Source organism: Variovorax sp. OK605 (assembly GCF_900115445.1).
Classification (GTDB): Bacteria; Pseudomonadota; Gammaproteobacteria; order Burkholderiales; family Burkholderiaceae_C; genus Variovorax.
The window spans coordinates 83,850-102,501 of record NZ_FOWL01000012.1 but is presented as its reverse complement, the minus strand read 5'-3'; the positions used below and the strand labels follow the sequence as shown (position 1 = coordinate 102,501).

Annotated in this window: 19 protein-coding genes; 12 read left to right on the top strand and 7 right to left on the bottom strand. The window is 68.8% G+C overall.

What is annotated here, in order from left to right; all coding sequences use genetic code 11:
• Positions 1 to 81: 81 nt before the first annotated feature.
• Positions 82 to 345 carry a hypothetical protein gene (locus tag BM013_RS28110; RefSeq protein WP_093131216.1) on the top strand — a complete coding sequence of 88 codons (264 nt, stop codon included), beginning with the start codon at positions 82 to 84 and terminating at the stop codon, positions 343 to 345.
• A gap of 65 nt (positions 346 to 410) precedes the next feature.
• On the opposite strand, the gene BM013_RS28105 is transcribed toward BM013_RS28110, so the two are convergent.
• Both BM013_RS28105 and BM013_RS28100 read right to left on the bottom strand, forming a co-directional pair.
• Positions 411 to 1,829, bottom strand: a complete 1,419-nt coding sequence (locus BM013_RS28105; protein WP_093131214.1) for a tannase/feruloyl esterase family alpha/beta hydrolase — start codon at positions 1,827 to 1,829, stop codon at positions 411 to 413.
• Positions 1,830 to 2,156: 327 nt separating this feature from the next.
• A complete protein-coding gene (locus tag BM013_RS28100; protein WP_093131212.1) occupies positions 2,157 to 3,080 on the bottom strand; it encodes a LysR family transcriptional regulator in 924 nt (307 codons plus the stop codon).
• 138 nt (positions 3,081 to 3,218) lie between these two features.
• On the opposite strand from BM013_RS28100, the gene BM013_RS28095 reads away from it, so the two are divergent.
• Positions 3,219 to 4,637 (top strand): aldehyde dehydrogenase family protein, encoded by a 1,419-nt coding sequence (locus BM013_RS28095; RefSeq protein ID WP_093131210.1) that lies wholly within the window; start codon positions 3,219 to 3,221, stop codon positions 4,635 to 4,637.
• A gap of 33 nt (positions 4,638 to 4,670) precedes the next feature.
• Here the strand turns inward: BM013_RS28095 and prpR are convergent, their stop codons facing one another.
• On the bottom strand, positions 4,671 to 6,719 hold the full coding sequence (gene prpR / locus BM013_RS28090; RefSeq protein WP_093131208.1) for a propionate catabolism operon regulatory protein PrpR: 2,049 nt from the start codon (positions 6,717 to 6,719) through the stop codon (positions 4,671 to 4,673).
• 204 nt (positions 6,720 to 6,923) lie between these two features.
• Here prpR and BM013_RS28085 point away from each other — a divergent pair, with 204 nt between their 5' ends.
• The 3 genes from BM013_RS28085 (at position 6,924) to BM013_RS28075 (ending at position 10,149) form a co-directional block, all read left to right on the top strand.
• Positions 6,924 to 7,901, top strand: a complete 978-nt coding sequence (locus tag BM013_RS28085) for a Bug family tripartite tricarboxylate transporter substrate binding protein (RefSeq protein ID WP_093131206.1) — start codon at positions 6,924 to 6,926, stop codon at positions 7,899 to 7,901.
• Between the two features lie 7 nt (positions 7,902 to 7,908).
• Entirely contained in the window at positions 7,909 to 8,787 is an 879-nt protein-coding gene (locus tag BM013_RS28080; protein WP_371271212.1) for an isocitrate lyase/PEP mutase family protein, read from the top strand.
• 165 nt (positions 8,788 to 8,952) lie between these two features.
• Positions 8,953 to 10,149 carry an ABC transporter substrate-binding protein gene (locus BM013_RS28075; RefSeq protein ID WP_093131204.1) on the top strand — a complete coding sequence of 399 codons (1,197 nt, stop codon included), beginning with the start codon at positions 8,953 to 8,955 and terminating at the stop codon, positions 10,147 to 10,149.
• Between the two features lie 481 nt (positions 10,150 to 10,630).
• On the opposite strand, the gene BM013_RS28070 is transcribed toward BM013_RS28075, so the two are convergent.
• From BM013_RS28070 to flgA, 4 genes are all read right to left on the bottom strand, one after another.
• Positions 10,631 to 11,497, bottom strand: coding sequence for a winged helix-turn-helix domain-containing protein (locus tag BM013_RS28070; RefSeq protein WP_093131202.1), 867 nt, complete (start codon positions 11,495 to 11,497; stop codon positions 10,631 to 10,633).
• 33 nt (positions 11,498 to 11,530) lie between these two features.
• Entirely contained in the window at positions 11,531 to 11,989 is a 459-nt protein-coding gene (locus BM013_RS28065) for a flagella synthesis protein FlgN (protein WP_177206750.1), read from the bottom strand.
• Positions 11,986 to 12,336 (bottom strand): flagellar biosynthesis anti-sigma factor FlgM, encoded by a 351-nt coding sequence (gene flgM / locus BM013_RS28060; RefSeq protein ID WP_093131200.1) that lies wholly within the window; start codon positions 12,334 to 12,336, stop codon positions 11,986 to 11,988. Before flgM ends, BM013_RS28065 begins: the two co-directional genes overlap by 4 nt.
• 110 nt (positions 12,337 to 12,446) lie before the next feature.
• Positions 12,447 to 13,223 carry a flagellar basal body P-ring formation chaperone FlgA gene (gene flgA / locus BM013_RS28055; protein ID WP_256221721.1) on the bottom strand — a complete coding sequence of 259 codons (777 nt, stop codon included), beginning with the start codon at positions 13,221 to 13,223 and terminating at the stop codon, positions 12,447 to 12,449.
• 221 nt (positions 13,224 to 13,444) lie between these two features.
• On the opposite strand from flgA, the gene flgB reads away from it, so the two are divergent.
• The 7 genes from flgB to BM013_RS28020 all read left to right on the top strand — a co-directional run bounded on the left by flgB (position 13,445) and on the right by BM013_RS28020 (position 18,650).
• Positions 13,445 to 13,852 (top strand): flagellar basal body rod protein FlgB, encoded by a 408-nt coding sequence (gene flgB / locus BM013_RS28050; RefSeq protein ID WP_093131198.1) that lies wholly within the window; start codon positions 13,445 to 13,447, stop codon positions 13,850 to 13,852.
• Positions 13,853 to 13,881: 29 nt separating this feature from the next.
• Positions 13,882 to 14,283, top strand: coding sequence for a flagellar basal body rod protein FlgC (flgC, locus tag BM013_RS28045; RefSeq protein ID WP_371281020.1), 402 nt, complete (start codon positions 13,882 to 13,884; stop codon positions 14,281 to 14,283).
• A gap of 40 nt (positions 14,284 to 14,323) precedes the next feature.
• Positions 14,324 to 15,007 (top strand): flagellar hook assembly protein FlgD, encoded by a 684-nt coding sequence (locus tag BM013_RS28040; RefSeq protein ID WP_093131194.1) that lies wholly within the window; start codon positions 14,324 to 14,326, stop codon positions 15,005 to 15,007.
• A 67-nt stretch (positions 15,008 to 15,074) separates the two neighbouring features.
• Complete coding sequence (gene flgE, locus BM013_RS28035; protein ID WP_093131192.1) at positions 15,075 to 16,295, top strand: flagellar hook protein FlgE; 1,221 nt, start codon at positions 15,075 to 15,077, stop codon at positions 16,293 to 16,295.
• Between the two features lie 34 nt (positions 16,296 to 16,329).
• A complete protein-coding gene (locus BM013_RS28030; RefSeq protein WP_093131190.1) occupies positions 16,330 to 17,076 on the top strand; it encodes a flagellar basal body rod protein FlgF in 747 nt (248 codons plus the stop codon).
• 69 nt (positions 17,077 to 17,145) lie between these two features.
• Positions 17,146 to 17,928: a flagellar basal-body rod protein FlgG gene (flgG, locus tag BM013_RS28025; protein ID WP_093131188.1), complete on the top strand. Its 783-nt coding sequence runs from the start codon at positions 17,146 to 17,148 to the stop codon at positions 17,926 to 17,928.
• A complete protein-coding gene (locus BM013_RS28020) occupies positions 17,928 to 18,650 on the top strand; it encodes a flagellar basal body L-ring protein FlgH (RefSeq protein WP_093131186.1) in 723 nt (240 codons plus the stop codon). Before flgG ends, BM013_RS28020 begins: the two co-directional genes overlap by 1 nt.
• Positions 18,651 to 18,652 lie beyond the last annotated feature (2 nt).

Genomic DNA, 18,652 nt, shown 5'->3' with positions numbered 1-18,652 from the left:
CCAGCCGGCGCCCGCGGGCGCACCGCCACAAATATGAAATGACCCGCTGCTACATTGCCCCGAGGTACTTACGAAGAAACTATGTCATCTCAGGCTTGGGTCGAAACCATCTACATCGCGCCCGGCCACCCCGACTGCCGCGTCTACGCAATGCCCTATCCGATGAGGCCGAACCAGCGGCCGTCGGACATGCTCCCGAAGGACCAGATGGACTGGCGGGAAGTGGCCAAGCTGGGGTCGGCGCAGGAGCTGGTGTACATCGAGCCCGGATATGCCGACCTGGCCGCGAACCTCGTCGGCCAGGAAAGCGGCAGGCATTTTCAGGTGACCCGGCACGCCGGTTGAGCGGGGGGCGCTGTAGCAGCCCTGTCCACCCACGCACAGGCCACCGGCCCGGCCGCGCCGCCCGATCAGGGCGCCGCCACGCACTTCCAGGCACTCAAGGCCTGGGTGGCGGGAATCTCGCCCGAGGCATTGCGCGCCAGTGAAGGCGCACCGGCCCGGGCCTGGTCGTCATGCACCCACCGGTCGAGATCGGCCAGCGCATTCCAGTTCAGTTGCAGCGGCGTCAGGCCCGGCCTCTTGAGCAGCGAATTCGTGTTGTAGAAGCCGTGGCTGTAGTCCTCGACGAAATAGGCGCGCACCGAGTTGCGAACGTCGGCCGCCGTGGCCTTGCCGTTCGCGGGCAGTTCGTTCAGCTTCCTGACGAATTCACCGGCCTGCGTGCAAGGCACCAGAAAGTCGGAAGTGCCCTGGTAGAGGATGATCTTCTTGCCTTTTCGGCCTTCCTTCTTCTGTCGCGCGGCCGCCTCGAAGAACCCGGCGAGGTCGGCCGGCGTGACGTTCCAGACCGGCGCCAGCTGGTCGAGCAGCCGGTGGTAGCCGTCGTAGTCCGCGCCCGATTCGATCGCCACGTCGGCCAGGTGGCGCGAGGTCGCGCCCAGCCCGTCGCTCAGCATCTGCGGCGACACGTCCTGGCCGAACAGGCTGGTGAGCATGGCCGCGGCGCTGTTCCAGTTGACGACCCAGTCGTTGACCGCGTCCGGCACCTGCAGCACCTTGAGCAGGTTGGTCTCGTCCACGGGCGGCGCGCCCGCGACGATGCCGTCGTAGGCGTCGGGCCAGTTCGCCATTGCCTTGAGTGCCTGCCGCCCGCCGGTGGAGATGCCGACAAAGTAGGTGTCGGTGGGCGCCGCGCCGGTGAGCTTCTTCAGCAGGTACAGCCCTACATCGAGCGATTTCTTGATCGAGTCCTGCCCGAAGTTCTTCACCATCTCCTGCTTCGCGACGTCGGCGAGCTGCCGGCCGGGCCGCACGAAATCTGCGCTGAAGGCCCCGTTCGAAGCGTCGGCTCCCGCGTCGCTGAGGATCACGGCGTAGCTCGACAGCGCCACCCCTTGCAGCGAAGGCGAGAACTGGAGGTTGGCCTGCTTGCCCGCGTCGACCACGTCGGACTTCCAGGCAAAGCCGCCGCCGCCGAGCTGCGCGAACTTGCCGTTCCATTGGGCCGGAACGTAGATCTGGTAGTTGATGTCGCGCACGCGGTAGCTCGGGTCCTTGACGGCCGGATCGATGCCGCCGGGCGACGTGGGCTGGATCGTTCCCTTGATCAGGCAATAAGCCGGCAGCGCGAGCCAGACCTGCTCGACCGAGGTGATCCTGAAGCCGCCGGTCCTGGGCGAGGGGTTCCGCGTGCCGCGGAAGTCGTCGAGGACCGCATCGCCGTACTGCGTGCCGTCGAGCTGGTTGGAACAGGTCCTGACGAGGGTGTTGGAAATGTCGGTGGCTGCATGGGCGCACGGCATGAGCGCGCCGCACGCGAGGGCCACCAGGGCAGGTCGGACCGTTCGGACCGGCCAGGTTGGGCGGATGGCCCGCCATCTGTTCAGGAAGCCGGGATCTTTCGTCTTGTTCAAGATGTGTCTCCAGGGAGTTTGATTTCACGAGATCCATCCCTGTTTTGGGGACGGAGCCACGCCTTCTTCGAGAGGCCTTGAAATTCTTGTTCGCGCCGCCGGAGGCCGCGCTATCCCTGCAGTGCCATTCGAATGACCTTTCGGGCATCTGGAGCCGGTCCTGAAAGGCTTCGAGCGCACGAACGCCTCCCCGCAGGCCGTATGGCCCCGGCGCAACGACCATGGCGCCGGGCCGTTGGGTCAGGCCCGGCTGCGCCCCGCGCGTTCCCGCCCCTCGACCAGCTCGTGGATCAGGTCGACCAGCGCGCGCAGCCCCGCCGGCAGGTGCCGATGCCCGGAGTAGTACAGGCACAGCCCCGGCGCGGGCACGGTCCACGCGTCGAGCACGCGCACCAGCTGGCCGCTGGCCAGATCGTCCGCCACGTACCAGTGCGCCAGTTGCGCAAGGCCGGTGCCCTGGCGCGCGGCCTGCAGCATGAGCAGGGGCGCGTCGAGCACCAGCGGGCCGGGCACCTCCATGCTCAGCGCCTTGCCCTTGCGCGCGAACTCCCATGGCGAGGGCACGCCGCTCGGCAGGCGCGCGCGAATGCAGGCGTGCCGCGCGAGGTCGGCCGGCTTCGCGGGCCGCGGGTGCCGCTCGAAGTACGCGGGCGAGCCCACCACCGTCATCGGCACGTCGTCGGTGATGGGCACGCGGACCATGTCGCGCGGCACCAGCGAGCTCACGCGCAGGCCGGCGTCGAAGCCCTCGCCGACGATGTCCACCATGCGCCCCTCGGTGACGATGTCGACCGTCATGCCCGGGTAGCGGCGCAGAAACTCCAGCACCACGGGCTGGAACAGCATGAGCGCCGCGCCCAGCGAGCTGTTGATGCGCAGCGTGCCGCCGGGCGTGGCCTTGCGGTCGCTCACGGCGGCCATGGCGTCGCGGATGTGCGTGACGGCGGGCCCGACCTGCTCGACGAACTGCTGCCCCGCCTCGGTGAGCGACACGCTGCGCGTGGTGCGGTGAAAGAGCCGCGCGCCCAGGCGGGCCTCCAGGTTGGCCACGGCGTTGCTCACGGCCGTGGCCGACATGTCGAGCTCGACCGCCGCGGCAGCGAAGCCGCGGCGCCGGGCCACGGCCAGCACCACTTCGAGTTCGGTCAGTCCGCTCTTGTGCATTGTTCCGATTTTCGTGATGACGCATCCATGTTTCATCATATTCCCAGAGCAATGACGCCTGCCTAGACTTCGTTCCATGGCGCGGTTGAAACCCATTTTTCAAAGCTCGCGTTCAACCTGAAAGGCAAGGGCAACACCATGTGGAACATCGACAAGGCATACATCGGCGGCGCGTTCGTGCCCGTGCAGGGCAGCGAGGTGGTCGAGGCGCTCAACCCGGCAACGCAGCAGGTCATCGGCACGGCCACGCTGGCCAACCGCGACGACGCGAAGCGCGCCATTGCGGCCGCCAAACGCGCGCAGCAGGCGCTGCGGCGCACCGGCAAGGCCGAGCGCATCGAGATGCTCGAGCAGCTCTCGGCCGCGGTGCTGGCGCGCACCGACGAGATCCGCGACGTGACCATCGAGGAATACGGCGGCCCGCTGGCGCGCGCGCAGTGGGTGAGCCAGTACGCCTCGCAGTGCTTTGCCGGCGCGGCGAAGACGCTCGAGGCCTATGAACTGACGCGCCGCATCGGAGACGCCACGGTGGTCATGGAGCCGGTGGGCGTGGCGGGCCTCATTGCGCCGTGGAACAGCACGGCCGGCACGGTGTGCAGCAAGCTGGCCTCGGCCATCGCGGCGGGCTGCGCCACGGTGATCAAGCCGAGCGAGCTGAGCCCGATCCAGTCGCAGGTGGTGGCCGAGGCGCTGCACGGCGCGGGCCTGCCGGCGGGGGTGTTCAACATCCTGCTGGGCCGCGGCGCCGACGTGGGCGACGAGATCAGCACCAGCCCCGACGTTGCCAAGATCTCCTTCACGGGCTCCACGGCCACGGGCAAGTTCATTGCGCGCGCGGGCATCGACACCATGAAGCGCGTGAGCCTTGCGCTCACGGGCAAGTCGGCCAGCGTGGTGCTGGACGACGCCGACCTGGCGACCGTGCTGCCGCTGGCCGTGAACGTGGCCTTCATGAACAACGGCCAGGCCTGCGTGGCGGGAACGCGCCTGCTGGTGCCGCGTTCGCGGATGAAGGAAGCGCTGGAGCGCGTGGCCGCCATCGTGGCGAGCATGCGCGTGGGCGACCCGCGCGACGCGGCCACGGCCATCGGGCCGCTCGCGACCCAGGCGCAGTACGAGCGCATCCAGCGCTTCATTCGCCGCGGGCTGGAACAGGGCGCCACGCTGGTCGCGGGCGGGGAAGGCCGGCCCGAGGGCCTGCGGCGCGGCTGGTTCGTCAAGCCCACGGTGTTCGGCGACGTGCGCAACGACATGGACATCGCGCGCGAGGAAATCTTCGGGCCGGTGCTGTCCGTCATCGGCTATGACGATGAAGACGAGGCCGTGCGCATCGCCAACGATTCGGCCTACGGCCTGCAGGCGTACGTGTTCTCGTCGCAACCCGAGCGGGCCCGCCGCGTGGCGTCGCGGCTGCAGGCCGGCTCGGTGCTGGTGAACCGCATCGCGCCCGAGTTGCTGGCGCCCTTCGGCGGCGTGAAGCAGTCGGGCGTGGGCAGGGAGTTCGGCGTGTTCGGCATGGAGGCGTTCATGGAGCCGAAGACGATCGTGGAGGCGTAGGCGGCCGAAGACCGAGGCGCGCTCGGCGGCGCCTCAGGCGCGTGGCTTCTTCGGCGTGGAGCGCACGGCTTGCACCGGCGCTTCGTCGCCCACCGGCACCAGCGCCGCCTCGTCGCGCAGCCGCCGCCACAGCGTCGCGCGGCTGATGCCGAGAACGGCGCAGGCCTGCGCCTGGTCGCCCTGCACCGACTGCAGCACCTCGCGCACGCGGCGCAGTTCGGCGGCGCGCCGCGCGCCCTTCAGCAGCCGCTCGCGCACGGGCGCGGGCCGGGCCTGCGTGCATTCGGGGAACACCTCGAGCAGCCGCGCCCGGTCGAGCTGGCCGGTGGGCGCCAGGTAGCCGTGGCAGGCCAGCAGGCGCTCGACGAGGTTTTCCAGCTCGCGCACGTTGCCGGGCCAGCTGTAGCCCGCGGCCAGCTCGAGCAGGGCCGCGAGCCATGCCGGTGCCTGCGCCGCCTGCAGGCCTGTCTTGCCGATGCGGCGGGCCATGAGGTCGGCGGCCAGGCGGGCGATGTCGCTCTCGCGCGCGCGCAGCGGCGGTGTCTCGATGCGCAGCACCGCGAGCCGGTAGTACAGGTCGCGCCGGAACAGCCCGCGATCGACCTGCGCCGCCAGGTCGGCATGGGTGGCCGCGATCACGCGCAGGTCGACCGGCACCGCCGCGGTGGCGCCCAGCCGCAGCACCTCGCGCTCCTGCAGCACGCGCAGCAGCCGCGTCTGCAGCGCCAGCGGCATGTCGCCGATCTCGTCGAGGAACAGCGTGCCCGTGTGGGCCGCCTCGACCAAACCCGTCTTGCCGCCGCGCCGCGCGCCGGTGAAGGCGCCTTCCTCGTAGCCGAAGAGTTCGCTCTCGAGCAGGCTCTCGCCGAGCGCGGCGCAGTTCACGGCCAGGAAGGGCTGCGTCGCGCGGCGGCTGGCGGTGTGGATGCCTTGCGCCACCAGCTCCTTGCCGGTGCCGCTCTCGCCGACGATGAGCACGGTGGCATCGCTGGCCGCGCACTGGGCGGCCAGCTCGCGCACGCGGCGCGCGGCGGCGCTGTCGCCGCTGAAGGCCTCGAGCCGGTAGCGCGCGGGCGCGCCGCGCTGGCGCTGGTTGGCGCGCAAGTGGCGGTCGGCGCGCTGGATCACGGCCGGGTCGCGGCACACGAGCAGCGCGCCCGTGACTTCGCCGGCTTCCACGATGGGCGCGCGCCGCACCACCAGCGTTCGCGCGCCGATCTGCAGCACCTCTTCGGAGGGCGCTTCGCCCAGGCGCAGCGTGGCGCCGAGGTCGAGCACGGGTTCCACGTCGCCGAGCACGCGGCCGGCCAGCGCGGGCGCGGTGCTGCCCAGCAGCTGCGCCATGGCGGGGTTGAGCGCCTCGATGCGCTGGCCCAGGTCGACGGCGACCACGCCGTCCTGCAACTGGCCCAGCACGGTGTTGAGCCGCTCGTGGCGTGCGCGCTCGGCGCGGCCCAGGCGCGCGAGGTGAATGGCGTCGTCGAGCGCCTGGCGCACGGCGTCGTCGGAATACATGAGCACGCAGGCGATGCCGGCTTTTTCGGCGAGGTCGGAAACCAGGCCGGGCGCGACCACGGCCTGCACGCCGGCGGCCAGCAGCGCCTGCACGCAGGCGGGCGCGTCGTCGGGGCCGCGGTAGCTGAACTGGGCGATGCCCATGCCGAACAGGGCGTCGAGCTGCGCGAGGTGTTCCGACGGGCCGTCGAACGACACCAGCCCCACGCGCGGCGAAATGGCGCGGGCGGCGGCCAGCGCGCGCATCAGGTCGAAGCCGCGCACCTCGACCATGGCCACCGGAATGTCGAGGTGCTGGCGCAGCCATTCGCCGCTGGCGCCGGCCGCTACCACCGCGTCGACCGGCGCGCGCGCATGCAGCGCGCGCACGGCGTCGACCGCGTCGCCGAAGGCATGCGCGACCCACTCGACCTGCGCCTGCGCCGCCACTTCGGGCGCCAGCCGCGCCAGCACGCGGCCCAGCCGGTGGCGGGCCACGGCCACGATGCGCAACGGGCGAGGGGTGGCGGGAGGCTGGGTGGATGGCAGGGCGGAGGGCAGGGCGGAGGGCAGGGCGGTCTCGTTCATCTCGCGGATTTTATTGTTTCAAGAATGAAATGAATTTGAAACGAGGCGCATGGCTCGATGGCGAAGCGGTCTTGCGAATTCGTTTCGGATCAAGGACTTAGGCGGGGCTCGGGGGCATTCACCCCCGGTGGCACAGCGTTTGCGCACGGATGGCCATGACCTCCACGAAGGTCGTGTGTCCCCAAAACCCAAGGAGCCAGATCCATGAACTTCCGCCGTCTTTCCGCCGTGACCTGCGCCACCGTCGCAGCCCTGGCCTGCACGCTGCCCTTCGCCGCCCAGGCGCAGGGCTGGCCGACCAAGCCGATCCGGCTCGTCGTTCCGTTTTCCGCGGGCGGCGCCAACGACCTGATGGCGCGCGCCGCCGCCGAAGGCGCATCCAAGCAGCTCGGCCAGCCGGTGATCATCGACAACAAGCCCGGCGCGGGCGCCATCCTCGGTGCCGACGTGGTCGCCAAGAGCGCGCCCGACGGCTACACCTTCCTGGTGAGCGCGGCCGGCGTGGTGTCGAACAGCATGATCAAGAAAAGCATGCCCTACAAGGACGACGCGCTGGTGCCCGTGGCCATGATCGCGCTGGCGCCCTCGGTGGTGGTGGTGCCGGCCAACGCGCCGTACAAGGACCTGAAGGAGTTCGTCGCCGCCTCCAAGAAGGCCGGCAACGGCTTCCACTGGGCCACCGCCGGCACCGGCAGCACGCCGCATTTCGTCGAAGGCATCCTGGAGACCAGGTACGGCAGCAAGCTCGACGTGGTGCCCTACAAGAGCGGCTCGGAGTCGATCACCGCGGTGCTCGGCAACCAGGTCGAGGCCACGTCGGAGGCCAGCATCGTGGTGCTGCCGTACGTGAAGAGCGGCAAGCTCAAGGCGCTGGCCGGCACGTGGACGCAGCGCATCTCGGCCTACCCGGAGCTGCCGACCGCCGCGGAAGAGGGCTTCCCAGAGATCCGCATTGCGCACTGGGCCGGCGTGCACGCGCCGCGCGGCACGCCCGACGCCATCCTGGACAAGATGGCCGCGGCCATCGACGCCGCCATGAAGTCGCCCGAAACGGCCAAGCGCCTGAAGGACATGGGCATCGAGCCCATCGGCGGCACGCGCGCGAGCTTCACCAGGTTCGTCGACGAGGAGCGCGCGCGCCTGGGCGGCGTGGTGAAGGCCACCGGCATGAAGGAAGACTGAGAACCCCATGACCGGCGACCAACCCATTTCCCCCAAGAAGGCCCTGCGCCGCCTGGCCGAGGCGCGCCGCGGCGTGCTGGTGCCCGGCGCCTTCAACGCCATGTCGGCGCGCATCGTCGAAGACCTGGGCTTCGAGGCGCTGTACGTCACGGGCGCGGGCGTGACCAACATGTACCTCGGCCTGCCCGACCAGGCCTTCATGGGCCTGCACGAGATCGCCGAGCACACCGCGCGCATCCGCGACGCGGTGGGCCTGCCGCTGCTGGTCGATGCCGACACCGGCTTCGGCAATGCGCTGAACGTGCGCCACACGGTGCGCGTGCTGGAGCGCGCGGGCGCCGACTGCATCCAGCTCGAGGACCAGGTGAGCCCCAAGCGCTGCGGCCATTTCTCGGGCAAGGCCGTGATCGACACCGACGAGATGCTCGGCAAGATCAAGGCCGCGGTCGACGCGCGGCAGGACAGCGACCTGCTCATCATGGCGCGCACCGACGCCGCCGCCGTGCACGGTTTCGAGGCCGCGATCGAGCGCGCGCAGAAGTTCAGCGAAGCGGGCGCCGACATCCTCTTCGTCGAAGCCGTGACGCAGGCCGAAGAGGTGCGCGCGATGCCGCAGCGCCTGGGCAAGCCGCAGCTCATGAACATGGTGATCGGCGGCAGGACACCGACCTTCGGCGCGCAGGAGCTGGGCCAGCTGGGCTACGGCTTCGTGCTGTACGCCAATGCCGCGCTGCAGGGCGCGGTGGCCGGCATGCAGAAGGCGCTGACCGTGCTGCGCGACCAGAAGCGGCTGGACGAAGACCCGGCGCTGGTCGCGTCCTTCGGCGAGCGCCAGCGGCTGGTCGGCAAGCCGCAGTGGGACGCGCTGGAGCGGCTGTACACCTGAGCCTGTGCCTTGGCTTTTTCTCGCGGTAGCCAAACCGCCGCGGGGAATCAAGAGCTGAAACCCTTTTTGTCGTTCCTGGCGAAGACTGTCACTCAAAAGACAAGGCCAGGACGCTGACGAGCCCCAGCATCCGGCGCCCGTCAACAAGAATGAGGAGACAACTCGATGACCGACGCATCGGCACGTTCGTTCAACCGCCGCCAGGCCGCCACGGCCCTGGCCGGCGCCGCGGCCGGCCTGGCCGCATGGCCCGCCCTGGCGCGGGAGGCCGCCAGGGAGGCGGGGCCGGGCTCCGGCCCCGGTGCCAGTCCTGGCTCCGGCGACATCGTCATCGGCCAGAGCGCCCACCTGAGCGGCCCGCTCGCGCCCACGCTCAAGGCCGTGCTGCGCGGGCAGGACATGGCGCTGGCCGAGTTCAACCGCAAGGGCGGCGTGGGCGGGCGCAACGTCAGCCTGGTCACGCTGGACGACGCCTATGACGCGCAGAAGACCGTGTCCAACGTCAAGGAGCTGCTCGCGCGGCCCGACGTGGTGGCGCTCTTCGGCCTGACCAACACCGCCGGCATTGCGGCCGCGCTGCCGCTGGTGGCCGAGAAGAAGGTGCCGCTCGTCGGCGTGTACAGCGGCTCGCCGGTCCTGCGCGCGCGCCACAACCCGTACTTCTTCACCACCATGGCGAGCTACCGCGACGAGGTGGTGCAGATGGTGCGCAACCTGGTCACGCTGCACCAGTCGGAGATCGGCCTCGTCTACCAGAACAGCCCGTTCGGCCAGCTGATGGCGCCCGTGGTGGAAGAAAGCTGCAAGGCGCTCGGCGCCACGCTGGTGGCCAAGGTGCCGCTGGAAGTCAGCGGCAGCGACGCCGTGGCCGCGGTGAACGTGCTGGCGGCGGCCAAACCGCGCGCGCTGATCTTCATGTCGTTCGGGCCGTCGATGGTGCCGTTCGTGAAAGCCGCGCGGCAGCGCATTGCCGCGCCCATCTACTGCGTGAGCATCGCCAACTCGCGCGCGCTGATCGAGGCGCTGGGCGACGAGGCGCGCGGCCTGGCCATTGCGCAGATCGTGCCGTACCCGTTTCGCGCCACCTCCGCGCTCACCCGCAACTACCACGCGGCCATGGCGTCGGCGGACCTGCCGGTCGACTACGACCATTTCTTCGGCTACCTCAACTTCACGGTGCTGCTGGAGGGCCTGAAGCGCGCGGGCAAGGGCGTGACGCCGCAGAAACTCGCGGCTTCCATGGAAAGCATGCGCTTGCTCGACATCGGCGGCTACACGGTCGACTACAGCCCCGAGAACCACCACGGCTCGAAGTTCGTCGAGCTGGTGATGGTGGCGCCGGGCGGCAAGTACCTTCGCTGATCAGCTGGGCTGATCACCTGCGCCGGATGCGCTCGCGAGTTCAGGTCGGCTTAAGTTTCGCTGCCGACACTGGAGGCGACGGCCCAGCTGGCGCTGGTAGAGGTTGCTCCGGCACCCGCCCATGAGGGTGGTTCCTCGAAGCCGGCGGTCGTCACACCATTTTTCTGCCTGCCCCCCGCTCAGCCGGGGCGAGCGGGGCCCTCGGAGCGCGTCAGGTTTCGCGACCGGTATTTCGTCGATGAATGGACGGCCCGGCCGCGGCGGCCGCGAAAAATCGAAAAAGACCGAAAAAAGACCCGGAAGAACTCAAGGAAAGCCGAAACGAGCCGAAAGAAATCGAAGATTTCCACGTTGCCCGTTTCGCAGGCAATGTGTTGCAGGCCGCGCCAGGCAACGATCCCCGTCGAACTTCACCCGGTTGTCCCCAGTGTTGTCCCCAGTCCGCGGGGACAACCCGAAAGGGGCAGGTTCGGCTCCGGACTCAGGCTCTTGCGAGCGCGTTTTCTTCCATCCAGGCCGGTTCGTTCGACGTGTCGGGAAAGCCCGAGCGGTTCACGATGTCGGTCGATTCGGACAGGTCGCCCAGTTCGGCGGCATCGGCCGACGCCAGGGGCAGGTGGCGCAGCTCGTAGCCGCGGCCGTACACCGAGTGCAGCACGAACTCGCTTTCTTTATGCAGCGAGAGCTTGCGGCGGATGTTGGCCACGCAGCAGTCGAGCACGCGGCTCTTGCGCTCGATGCGCGAATCCATCCAGAGCGAGGCCAGCAGCCAGTCGCGTTCCAGCAGCCGTCCCGCATTGCGAAAAAGCAGCAGCGCCAGCTCGAATTCACGGGGCTTGAGGCGGATGTCCTCGCCCTTGTGCACCACCACCTTGCGGCTGCCCAGAAACTGGTAGTCGCCGAAGTTCGCGCTCACGGTCTGCGGATGCAACAGTGTTTCATTGCGGCGCAGCGCTTCGCGCACACGCAGCTCGACCTCGAAATCGTCCACCGGCAGCACCGCGAAATCGATGGTGGCGCCGCTGGGCTCGCTGCCGGCCGTGGCCAGCACGTCGATCAGCAGGTCGCGCTGCAGGGCATTGGCCACCAGGAAGATCGGCAGGCGCAGCGCCTTGCACATCGAGGTGATCACCGGCCAGGCGCCTTCGTCCTTCAGCACGACCAGCAGCAGGCCGAACTGGCTGCCGTGGGTCACGGCGCGCAGGAAGTCGGCGCTGCTGTCGAAGCGCACCGGCGTGCAGCCCATCATGCGCAGGCGCTGGCCCCAGGCCTGGTTCTGCGCGGCGTCGCAGCCGACCATGGCCACCTGGCGCGAGCATTGGGCATTGTTCTTGTCGAGAGCTTCCATGGGGTATGAGGTTGAACGGCCGGCGCGTGGGGCTCAGCCCGCCGCCAGCCGCGTTCCGGAGCCGGCTTGCGTCTTGCGCACGCCGTCGCGGCCGTAGAAGAGTTGGGCGCTGGCCTGCAGGAAATGCAGTGCCTGCTGCGTGAAGTCCAGGTGCGCGTACACCATCGAGCCGTTGCGCAGGTTGTGGCTGCGGGCCTGCACGGCAAGCACCAGCAGCTCGGCCCAGGCCTGCTTCACGGCGGGTCCGCCGGCCGCCGCGGCGGCATCGGCGCCCGGGCGGCCGGGCTTGAAGCCCAGCGCGGACTGCAGCGCTTCGCGCTGGCGGTCGAGCTCGGCCATGCGGTCCAGCAGCAGGGTCTTGTGGCCGGCAATGGCGGCCAGGTCGGAGAACACGTGGTCCGACATCGCCTTGGCTTCCCGGTCCAGCACGGCCAGGAATTCCTCGATGCAGGCGGTTTCGGTGCGCAGGTGCGCCAGCAGCGACTGGCTCATTGGCGGCCTTGCGGTTCGGGCTTGGCTTGCACCTTGGGGTCGGCCGAGGGGTCGAGCAGGTCGCGCACGCTGGCCAGCAGGCCGTCGGCAATGCGCTCGGGACGGATCTGGTAGCGCCCGGCGCGGATGTCTTCGCGGATCGCGGCCACCCGGGCCGCATCGAAATCGCTGCCGCCCACGGCGCTGGGCATGGTGTGAACATGCGCGGAGGGCTGTGGCGCTTCCTTGGCGCGCGCGGCGGCGGTGGCGTCGGCACCGGTCGTCTGGGCCGTCGCCACGGGGGCGGTGGCCGTCGTGAGCGGTCGGTGGAGAGGCGTGGCCGAAGGGGCAGGTTGATCGATTTTCAAGGTGATTCCTCAGGGGCTGACCCATATATCGGCAGCGCTGGCAATAACTTTAGGAGCGGCGTGCACAAAGCGTACGGCAAGGCGGTCCGAAGCGGTCCGGACCGGCCGGTTCATTGGGCCAGCTGGATCTGCCCCTCCATGTCCGCCACGCCGCTGACCATGCGGCCGTCGCGGGTCTTGGCCTGTACCACGGCCCCCACGGTCGCCCCGGTCATGGCCTTGGCCTCGGTGCTGACGGTGAAACCCTGGCCCTGCGCCACGACCTTGACGGCCTGGCCCTGCTGGATGACGGTGACGCCGCGCACCAGTTCCTTGCGCAGCGGCGCGCCCGACGCGATGCGGTTGGCCGCGACCACGCCGTTCAGGTCATTCACGCTGGTGATGACCGAGCGCGGCAGCCGCGTCAGGTCGCCCGTGCGCTCGGTGACGTCGCCCGCGCCCACCGGGCGGCCCGCGTCGATGGCGCGCGCGGCCACGAAATAGCTGCCTTCCACCGCCACGTGCACCTGCACGTAGCGCATCCACGGCCGTTCGGCCTGGCAGCGCACGCCCACCGACACCCGGCCCCACGGCGCGGCGCCCGGCGGCAAAAAGACCTCGGGGGTCGCTTCGCAGGCCGGCAGGGCCTCGGCGCCGCGGCCTTCGAGGCGAACCGTCACCTTGCCGGGCAGGCCGGCGGTCTGCACCTGCATGTATCTGGAGATGAGGGTGCCGACGTCGGCCGCGTTCTGCGCGGGGGCGTCCTTCGCGGGTTCCGCAGCCTGCGCCGATTGCGCCGCTTGCGATTGAGTCGTCTGTGCCGCCTGTGCCGTGAACGCACAGCAGGCCGCCAGCAACGTGGGCAGCACGGTGCGCAGCAGGCGGGTCCGGGGCTTGAAGAGGTTCATCGAAGGCGTTGAAGAGGGTGCTTGGGAAGCGGCTCGCCATACAGGCAGGGCGCAAAGCCGCCGCCCGGAAATTCTAGAAATTCGCCCGCCGATCGAAGGTGCGAGCAGCGCAAGAAAACCCCCTTTGTTCGAACGATTGCAAAAGCGGCTCATGCATAGACTCGCTTTCCATCTGTCGCCACGCCATGCGCAAACGCGACGCTTCAACAGATGGAACTCAGATGATCGACAAGCTGGATGCGGCGCTTCGCTTCAATCGCGAAGCCCTCAACCTCCGGGCGGAACGCCAGGAGGTGATCGCGGCGAATATCGCGCACGCGGACACGCCGAACTACAAGGCGCGCGACTTCGACTTCGGCACGCGCCTGAGCGAAGCCGTCGAGCGCGGCCGTTCGTCGCAGTCGATGTCGATGGCCACCACGTCGTCGCGCCACCTCGCGGGCCAGGCGCAGGCCATGCCCGACAAGGACCTGCTCTATCGCACGCCCAACCAGTCCAGCCTGGACGGCAACACCGTCGAGATGGACGTGGAGCGCATCGCCTTCGCGGACAACGCGCTGCGCTACGAGTCGAACCTCACGGTGATCAATTCCAAGATCAAGTCGCTGCTGTCGGCGGTGCAGCAATAAGGCCTCCCATGCCCTTCAACAGCACATCCATGAACATCTTCAACGTGGCGGGTTCCGCCATGACCGCGCAGTCGCAGCGCATGAACGTGACCGCGAGCAACCTGGCCAACGCCGAGAGCGTGGCCGGTCCCGACGGCATGCCCTACCGCGCCAAGCAGGTGGTGTTCGAGGTCGCGCCCGCGGGCAACTCCGGCTCGGACATCGGCGGCGTCAGGGTCTCCGGCGTGATCGAGGACCCCTCGCCGCCCAAGCTCGTGTTCGACCCGAAGAGCCCGCATGCGAACGCCGAAGGCTACGTGGCCATGCCCAACGTCAACGTGGTCGAGGAGATGACCAACATGATCTCGGCCTCGCGCAGCTACCAGGCCAACGTCGAAGTGCTCAACACCGCCAAGACGCTGATGGTCAAGACGCTGACGCTCGGCCAGTAAAGCGGCCACCCACCCTTTCACTTCAAAAGCAACCAACGCAATGGCCATCTCCGACACCTCGTCCATCTCCGGACAGAACGCCACCTCCGCGGCAACCACCAGCAGCGTCTCCAACGAAGACAGCGAACAGCGCTTCCTGAAGCTGCTGGTCACGCAGCTGAACAACCAGGACCCGCTGAACCCGATGCAGAACGCCGAGCTCACCTCGCAGCTGGCGCAGATGAGCACCGTGAGCGGCATCGAGAAGCTCAACACCACGCTGTCGGGCCTGGTGAACCAGACCGGTTCCAACCAGGTGCTGCAGTCGGCCTCGCTCATCGGCTACAACGTGCTGTCGCCCGGCGACGTGCTCACCACCAAGAAGCCCGACGACGGCAAGGAGCCCGCGACGCAGGCCTTCGCGGTCGAGCTGCCGGGCACGGCCGCGAACGTCGACATCAAGATCGTCGACTCCGCCGGCAACGTGGTGCGCACCATCAACGCCGGTGCCATGAAGGAAGGCGTCAACGCCGTCACCTGGGACGGCAAGGACGACGCCGGCAACGTGGTGCCCGCGGGCGCCTACCAGTTCACCGCGGACGCCACCAACGGCAGCACCAGCGTGAAAGCCACCGCGCTCACCTTCTCGCAGGTGGCTGCCGTGAAGCAGGGCACCGGCGGCGTGACGCTCGAACTGTCGAGCGGCAACAACATCGGCCTGTCCGACGTGCGGCTCTTCCTCTGAGCCATCCAGCGAACCCGACGACCTCAACGAACTCAGCGAATCTTTCGCATCGAACCAAGGAACCAACATGGCTTTTTCCCAGGGCATCAGCGGACTCGGCGTGGCCGCGGCCAACCTCGACGTCATCGGCAACAACATTGCCAACTCCGGCACCGTGGGCTTCAAGTCCGCCGCCGCCGCCTTCCAGGACGTGTACGCGGGCTCGCGTGTCGGCCTGGGCGCGTCCGTGTCGGGCGTGGTGCAGAACTTCACGCAAGGCGTGACGCAGTCCAGCAGCCGTCCGAACGACGTGGCCATCCTCAACGGTGACGGCTTCTTCCGTCTGGCCAGCCAAAGCGGCGAGATCATGTACTCGCGCAATGGCCAGTTCACGCGCGACAAGGACGGCTTCATCGTCAACGGCCAGGGCCTGCGCCTCACCGGCTACGGCGTGAACGCCAGCGGCGGCATCAGCGGCGGCACGCCGTCGCCGATCCAGATCCCCACGGCGGCCATGACGCCCAAGGCCACCGCCAACGTGAACGCCGAGTTCAACCTCGACGCGCGCCTGGCCACCCCGACCAAGACGCCGTTCAACGCGGCCGACTCCGACTCGTTCAACTACTCGAACGCCGTCGGCCCGACCTACGACTCGCTGGGCAACCCGCACGACGTGGCCGTGTACTTCGTGAAGGCCCCCACGCCGGCCAACACCTGGAACGTGTACGGCACGTCCGACGGCGCCGCGCTCAACGCCGGCGCTGCGCTCACCACGCTGACCTTCGACTCCAGCGGCAAGATGACCGCGCCGGCCAGCGGTTCGCTGAACATCGGCCCGATCACCTTCACCAACGGCGCCGCGCCGATGAGCGCCACCGTCGACCTGTCGGGCACCACGCAGTTCGGCGCCGCCAACGCGATGAGCAAGCTCGGCCAGGACGGCTACCGTTCGGGCGAGTTGACCTCGTTCTCGATCAACCCGGACGGCACCCTCACGGGCAAGTTCTCCAACGAACAGACCCAGCTGCTGGGCCAGATCGTGCTGTCGTCGTTCGCCAACCCGAACGGCCTGGAGCCCAAGGGCAACAACGTATGGGCAGAAACGCAGGCCTCGGGCAACGCCCTCACCGGCACGCCCGGCGAAGGCACCAAGCTCGGTTCGCTGCAGGCCGGCGCGCTGGAGTCGTCCAACGTCGACCTCACGTCCGAGCTGGTCAACCTGATCGTCGCGCAGCGCAACTACCAGGCCAATGCGCAGACCGTGAAGACGCAGGACCAGGTCATGCAGACGCTGATGAACATCCGCTGACGCGCCACTGAACGACTGACACCAGGAGCACCCAGTGGATCGAATGTTGTATGTCGCCATGAGCGGCGCCAAGCAGGTCATGGAACAGCAGGCCTCGGTCGCCAACAACATGGCGAACGTCTCGACGCCGGGTTTCCGCGCGCAGATTGCCAACTTCCGCGCGGTGCCCGTGGTCGGCCAGGAGGCGCCCACGCGCGCCTTCGTCGCCGCCACCACGCCCGGCGCCGACTTCAGCCACGGCCCGATCACCGAGACCGGCCGCGGCCTGGACGTGGCCGTGAACGGCGAAGGCTGGCTGGTGGTGCAGACCGCCGACGGCGGCGAAGCCTACACGCGCGTCGGCAACCTGCAGATCGCGGCCGACGGCCGGCTCTCCACCATGGGCGGTCGCCCGGTGATGGGCGACAACGGCGCGCTGACCGTGCCGCCCGGCTCCGCCGTGACCATTGCCACCAACGGGCTGGTGAGCGCGCGCGACGCGGCCTCGAACATCGAGACCGGCATCGGCGAGGTGGGCCGCCTGAAGCTGGTGAACCCGCCGACCACCGACCTCGTGCGCGGCGACGACGGCCTGTTCCGCATGCGCCAGGGCCTGCAGCCGGCCGATGCCGACCAGGGCGTGACCCTGGCCATCGGCGCGGTCGAAGGCAGCAACGTCAACCCGGTCGAGGCGATGGTTTCCATGATCGCCAATGCGCGCAGCTTCGAGATGCACATGAAGTCGCTGCAGACCGCCGACACCAATGCGCAGTCGGCCAACAAGCTGCTGTCGTACGGCTGATAGGCCGCGCGCCATCTCCAACCGCAGCAACCGAAGCACCCGCAACACACCCGCAGGAATTTCAAAGAAATGATTCGCTCCCTCTACATCGCCAAGACCGGCCTCGACGCGCAGCAGACGCAGCTCGACGTGGTCTCCAACAACCTGGCCAACGTCGGCACCACGGGCTTCAAGCGCACGCGCGCCGTGTTCGAAGACTTGGTCTACCAGAACCTGCGCCAAAGCGGCGGCCAGTCGTCGGACCAGACCCGCCTGCCTTCGGGCCTGCAGGTCGGCACCGGCGTGCACGTGGTCGCCACCGAGCGCATCCACACGCAAGGCAACCTCACCAAGACCGAAGGCCCGCGCGACGTGGCCATCAGCGGCTCGGGCTTCTTCCAGGTGCTGATGCCCGACGGCACCACCTCGTACACCCGCGACGGCTCGTTCCAGACCGACTCCGACGGCCAGCTCGTCACCGCGAGCGGCTTCCCCATCCAGCCCGCCATCACCATTCCGCGCGACGCCTCGAGCCTGACCATCGGCCGCGACGGCATCGTGTCGGTCGTGCAGCCGGGCAACACCGCCTCGGTGCAGGTCGGCCAGCTCCAGCTCGCCACCTTCATGAACCCCGCCGGCCTGCAGAGCAAGGGCGAGAACCTGTACTCGGAAACCGACGCCTCGGGCGCACCCAACCAGGTGAACCCCGGCGTGGACGGCGCGGGCACGCTGAGCCAGGGCTACGTGGAAGCCTCGAACGTGAACGTGGTGGAAGAGCTGGTGAACATGATCGCTACGCAGCGTTCGTACGAAATCAACAGCAAGGCCGTGCAGACTTCGGACCAGATGCTGCAGCGCCTGGCGCAGATGTGATGCGGGGCGTGCGTCTTCATCAAGGGGCCGGCGCTGCGCTGCTTTCACGCGCGCTGCTGGCACTGGCGCTGGTGGCAACCGTGCTGGCGACGGGCTGCGCGCAGTTGCCGCGCGAGCCGCTGGTGCACCAGCCGATGACGGCGCGCGCCGAAAGCTACGCGGCGATGACGCCGCGGCGCGCACCTGGCGCGATCTTCCAGGAGGGTCCGGGCGCCAACGCGCTGTTCGAGGACCGCCGTCCGCGCAACGTCGGCGACATCCTGACCATTCTCATCAGCGAGAAGGTCAACGCCACCAAGAATTCCGGTGCCAACGCCAGCCGCGTGGGCAGTACCGCGAGCGTGTTCGCCGCCATTCCGAAGCTGATCGGCGGCCTGCTCGACGGGCAGGACACCAAGCTCAGCGGCACCAACTCGCTCACCGCCAAGGGCGGCGCCAATGCCAACAACACCTTCAACGGCGTGATCACCGTCACGGTGACCGACGTGATGCCCAACGGCAACCTGCTCGTGAGCGGCGAGAAGCAGATGGGCATCAACCAGGGCACGGAGTTCATCCGCTTCTCGGGCGTGGTCAACCCGCGCACCGTGTCGGGCAACAACACCGTGCCTTCCACGCTGGTGGCCGATGCACGCATCGAGTACTCCGCCAAGGGCTACATCGACGAGGCCCAGACCATGGGCTGGATGCAGCGCATCTTCCTCAACGTGATGCCGTTCTGATC

Bases quoted from the DNA above. Each gene is read 5' to 3' on its own strand.
- BM013_RS28020 (WP_093131186.1), top strand. From the start codon at position 17,928: ATGCGGGGCGTGCGTCTTCATCAAGGGGCCGGCGCTGCGCTGCTTTCA.
- prpR (WP_093131208.1), bottom strand. From the start codon at position 6,719: ATGAACGAGACCGCCCTGCCCTCCGCCCTGCCCTCCGCCCTGCCATCC.
- BM013_RS28080 (WP_371271212.1), top strand. From the start codon at position 7,909: ATGACCGGCGACCAACCCATTTCCCCCAAGAAGGCCCTGCGCCGCCTG.
- BM013_RS28095 (WP_093131210.1), top strand. From the start codon at position 3,219: ATGTGGAACATCGACAAGGCATACATCGGCGGCGCGTTCGTGCCCGTG.
- flgA (WP_256221721.1), bottom strand. From the start codon at position 13,223: ATGAACCTCTTCAAGCCCCGGACCCGCCTGCTGCGCACCGTGCTGCCC.
- flgE (WP_093131192.1), top strand. From the start codon at position 15,075: ATGGCTTTTTCCCAGGGCATCAGCGGACTCGGCGTGGCCGCGGCCAAC.
- flgC (WP_371281020.1), top strand. From the start codon at position 13,882: ATGAACATCTTCAACGTGGCGGGTTCCGCCATGACCGCGCAGTCGCAG.
- BM013_RS28070 (WP_093131202.1), bottom strand. From the start codon at position 11,497: ATGGAAGCTCTCGACAAGAACAATGCCCAATGCTCGCGCCAGGTGGCC.
- BM013_RS28085 (WP_093131206.1), top strand. From the start codon at position 6,924: ATGAACTTCCGCCGTCTTTCCGCCGTGACCTGCGCCACCGTCGCAGCC.
- BM013_RS28100 (WP_093131212.1), bottom strand. From the start codon at position 3,080: ATGCACAAGAGCGGACTGACCGAACTCGAAGTGGTGCTGGCCGTGGCC.
- flgG (WP_093131188.1), top strand. From the start codon at position 17,146: ATGATTCGCTCCCTCTACATCGCCAAGACCGGCCTCGACGCGCAGCAG.
- flgB (WP_093131198.1), top strand. From the start codon at position 13,445: ATGATCGACAAGCTGGATGCGGCGCTTCGCTTCAATCGCGAAGCCCTC.
- BM013_RS28075 (WP_093131204.1), top strand. From the start codon at position 8,953: ATGACCGACGCATCGGCACGTTCGTTCAACCGCCGCCAGGCCGCCACG.
- BM013_RS28065 (WP_177206750.1), bottom strand. From the start codon at position 11,989: ATGAGCCAGTCGCTGCTGGCGCACCTGCGCACCGAAACCGCCTGCATC.
- BM013_RS28110 (WP_093131216.1), top strand. From the start codon at position 82: ATGTCATCTCAGGCTTGGGTCGAAACCATCTACATCGCGCCCGGCCAC.
- BM013_RS28040 (WP_093131194.1), top strand. From the start codon at position 14,324: ATGGCCATCTCCGACACCTCGTCCATCTCCGGACAGAACGCCACCTCC.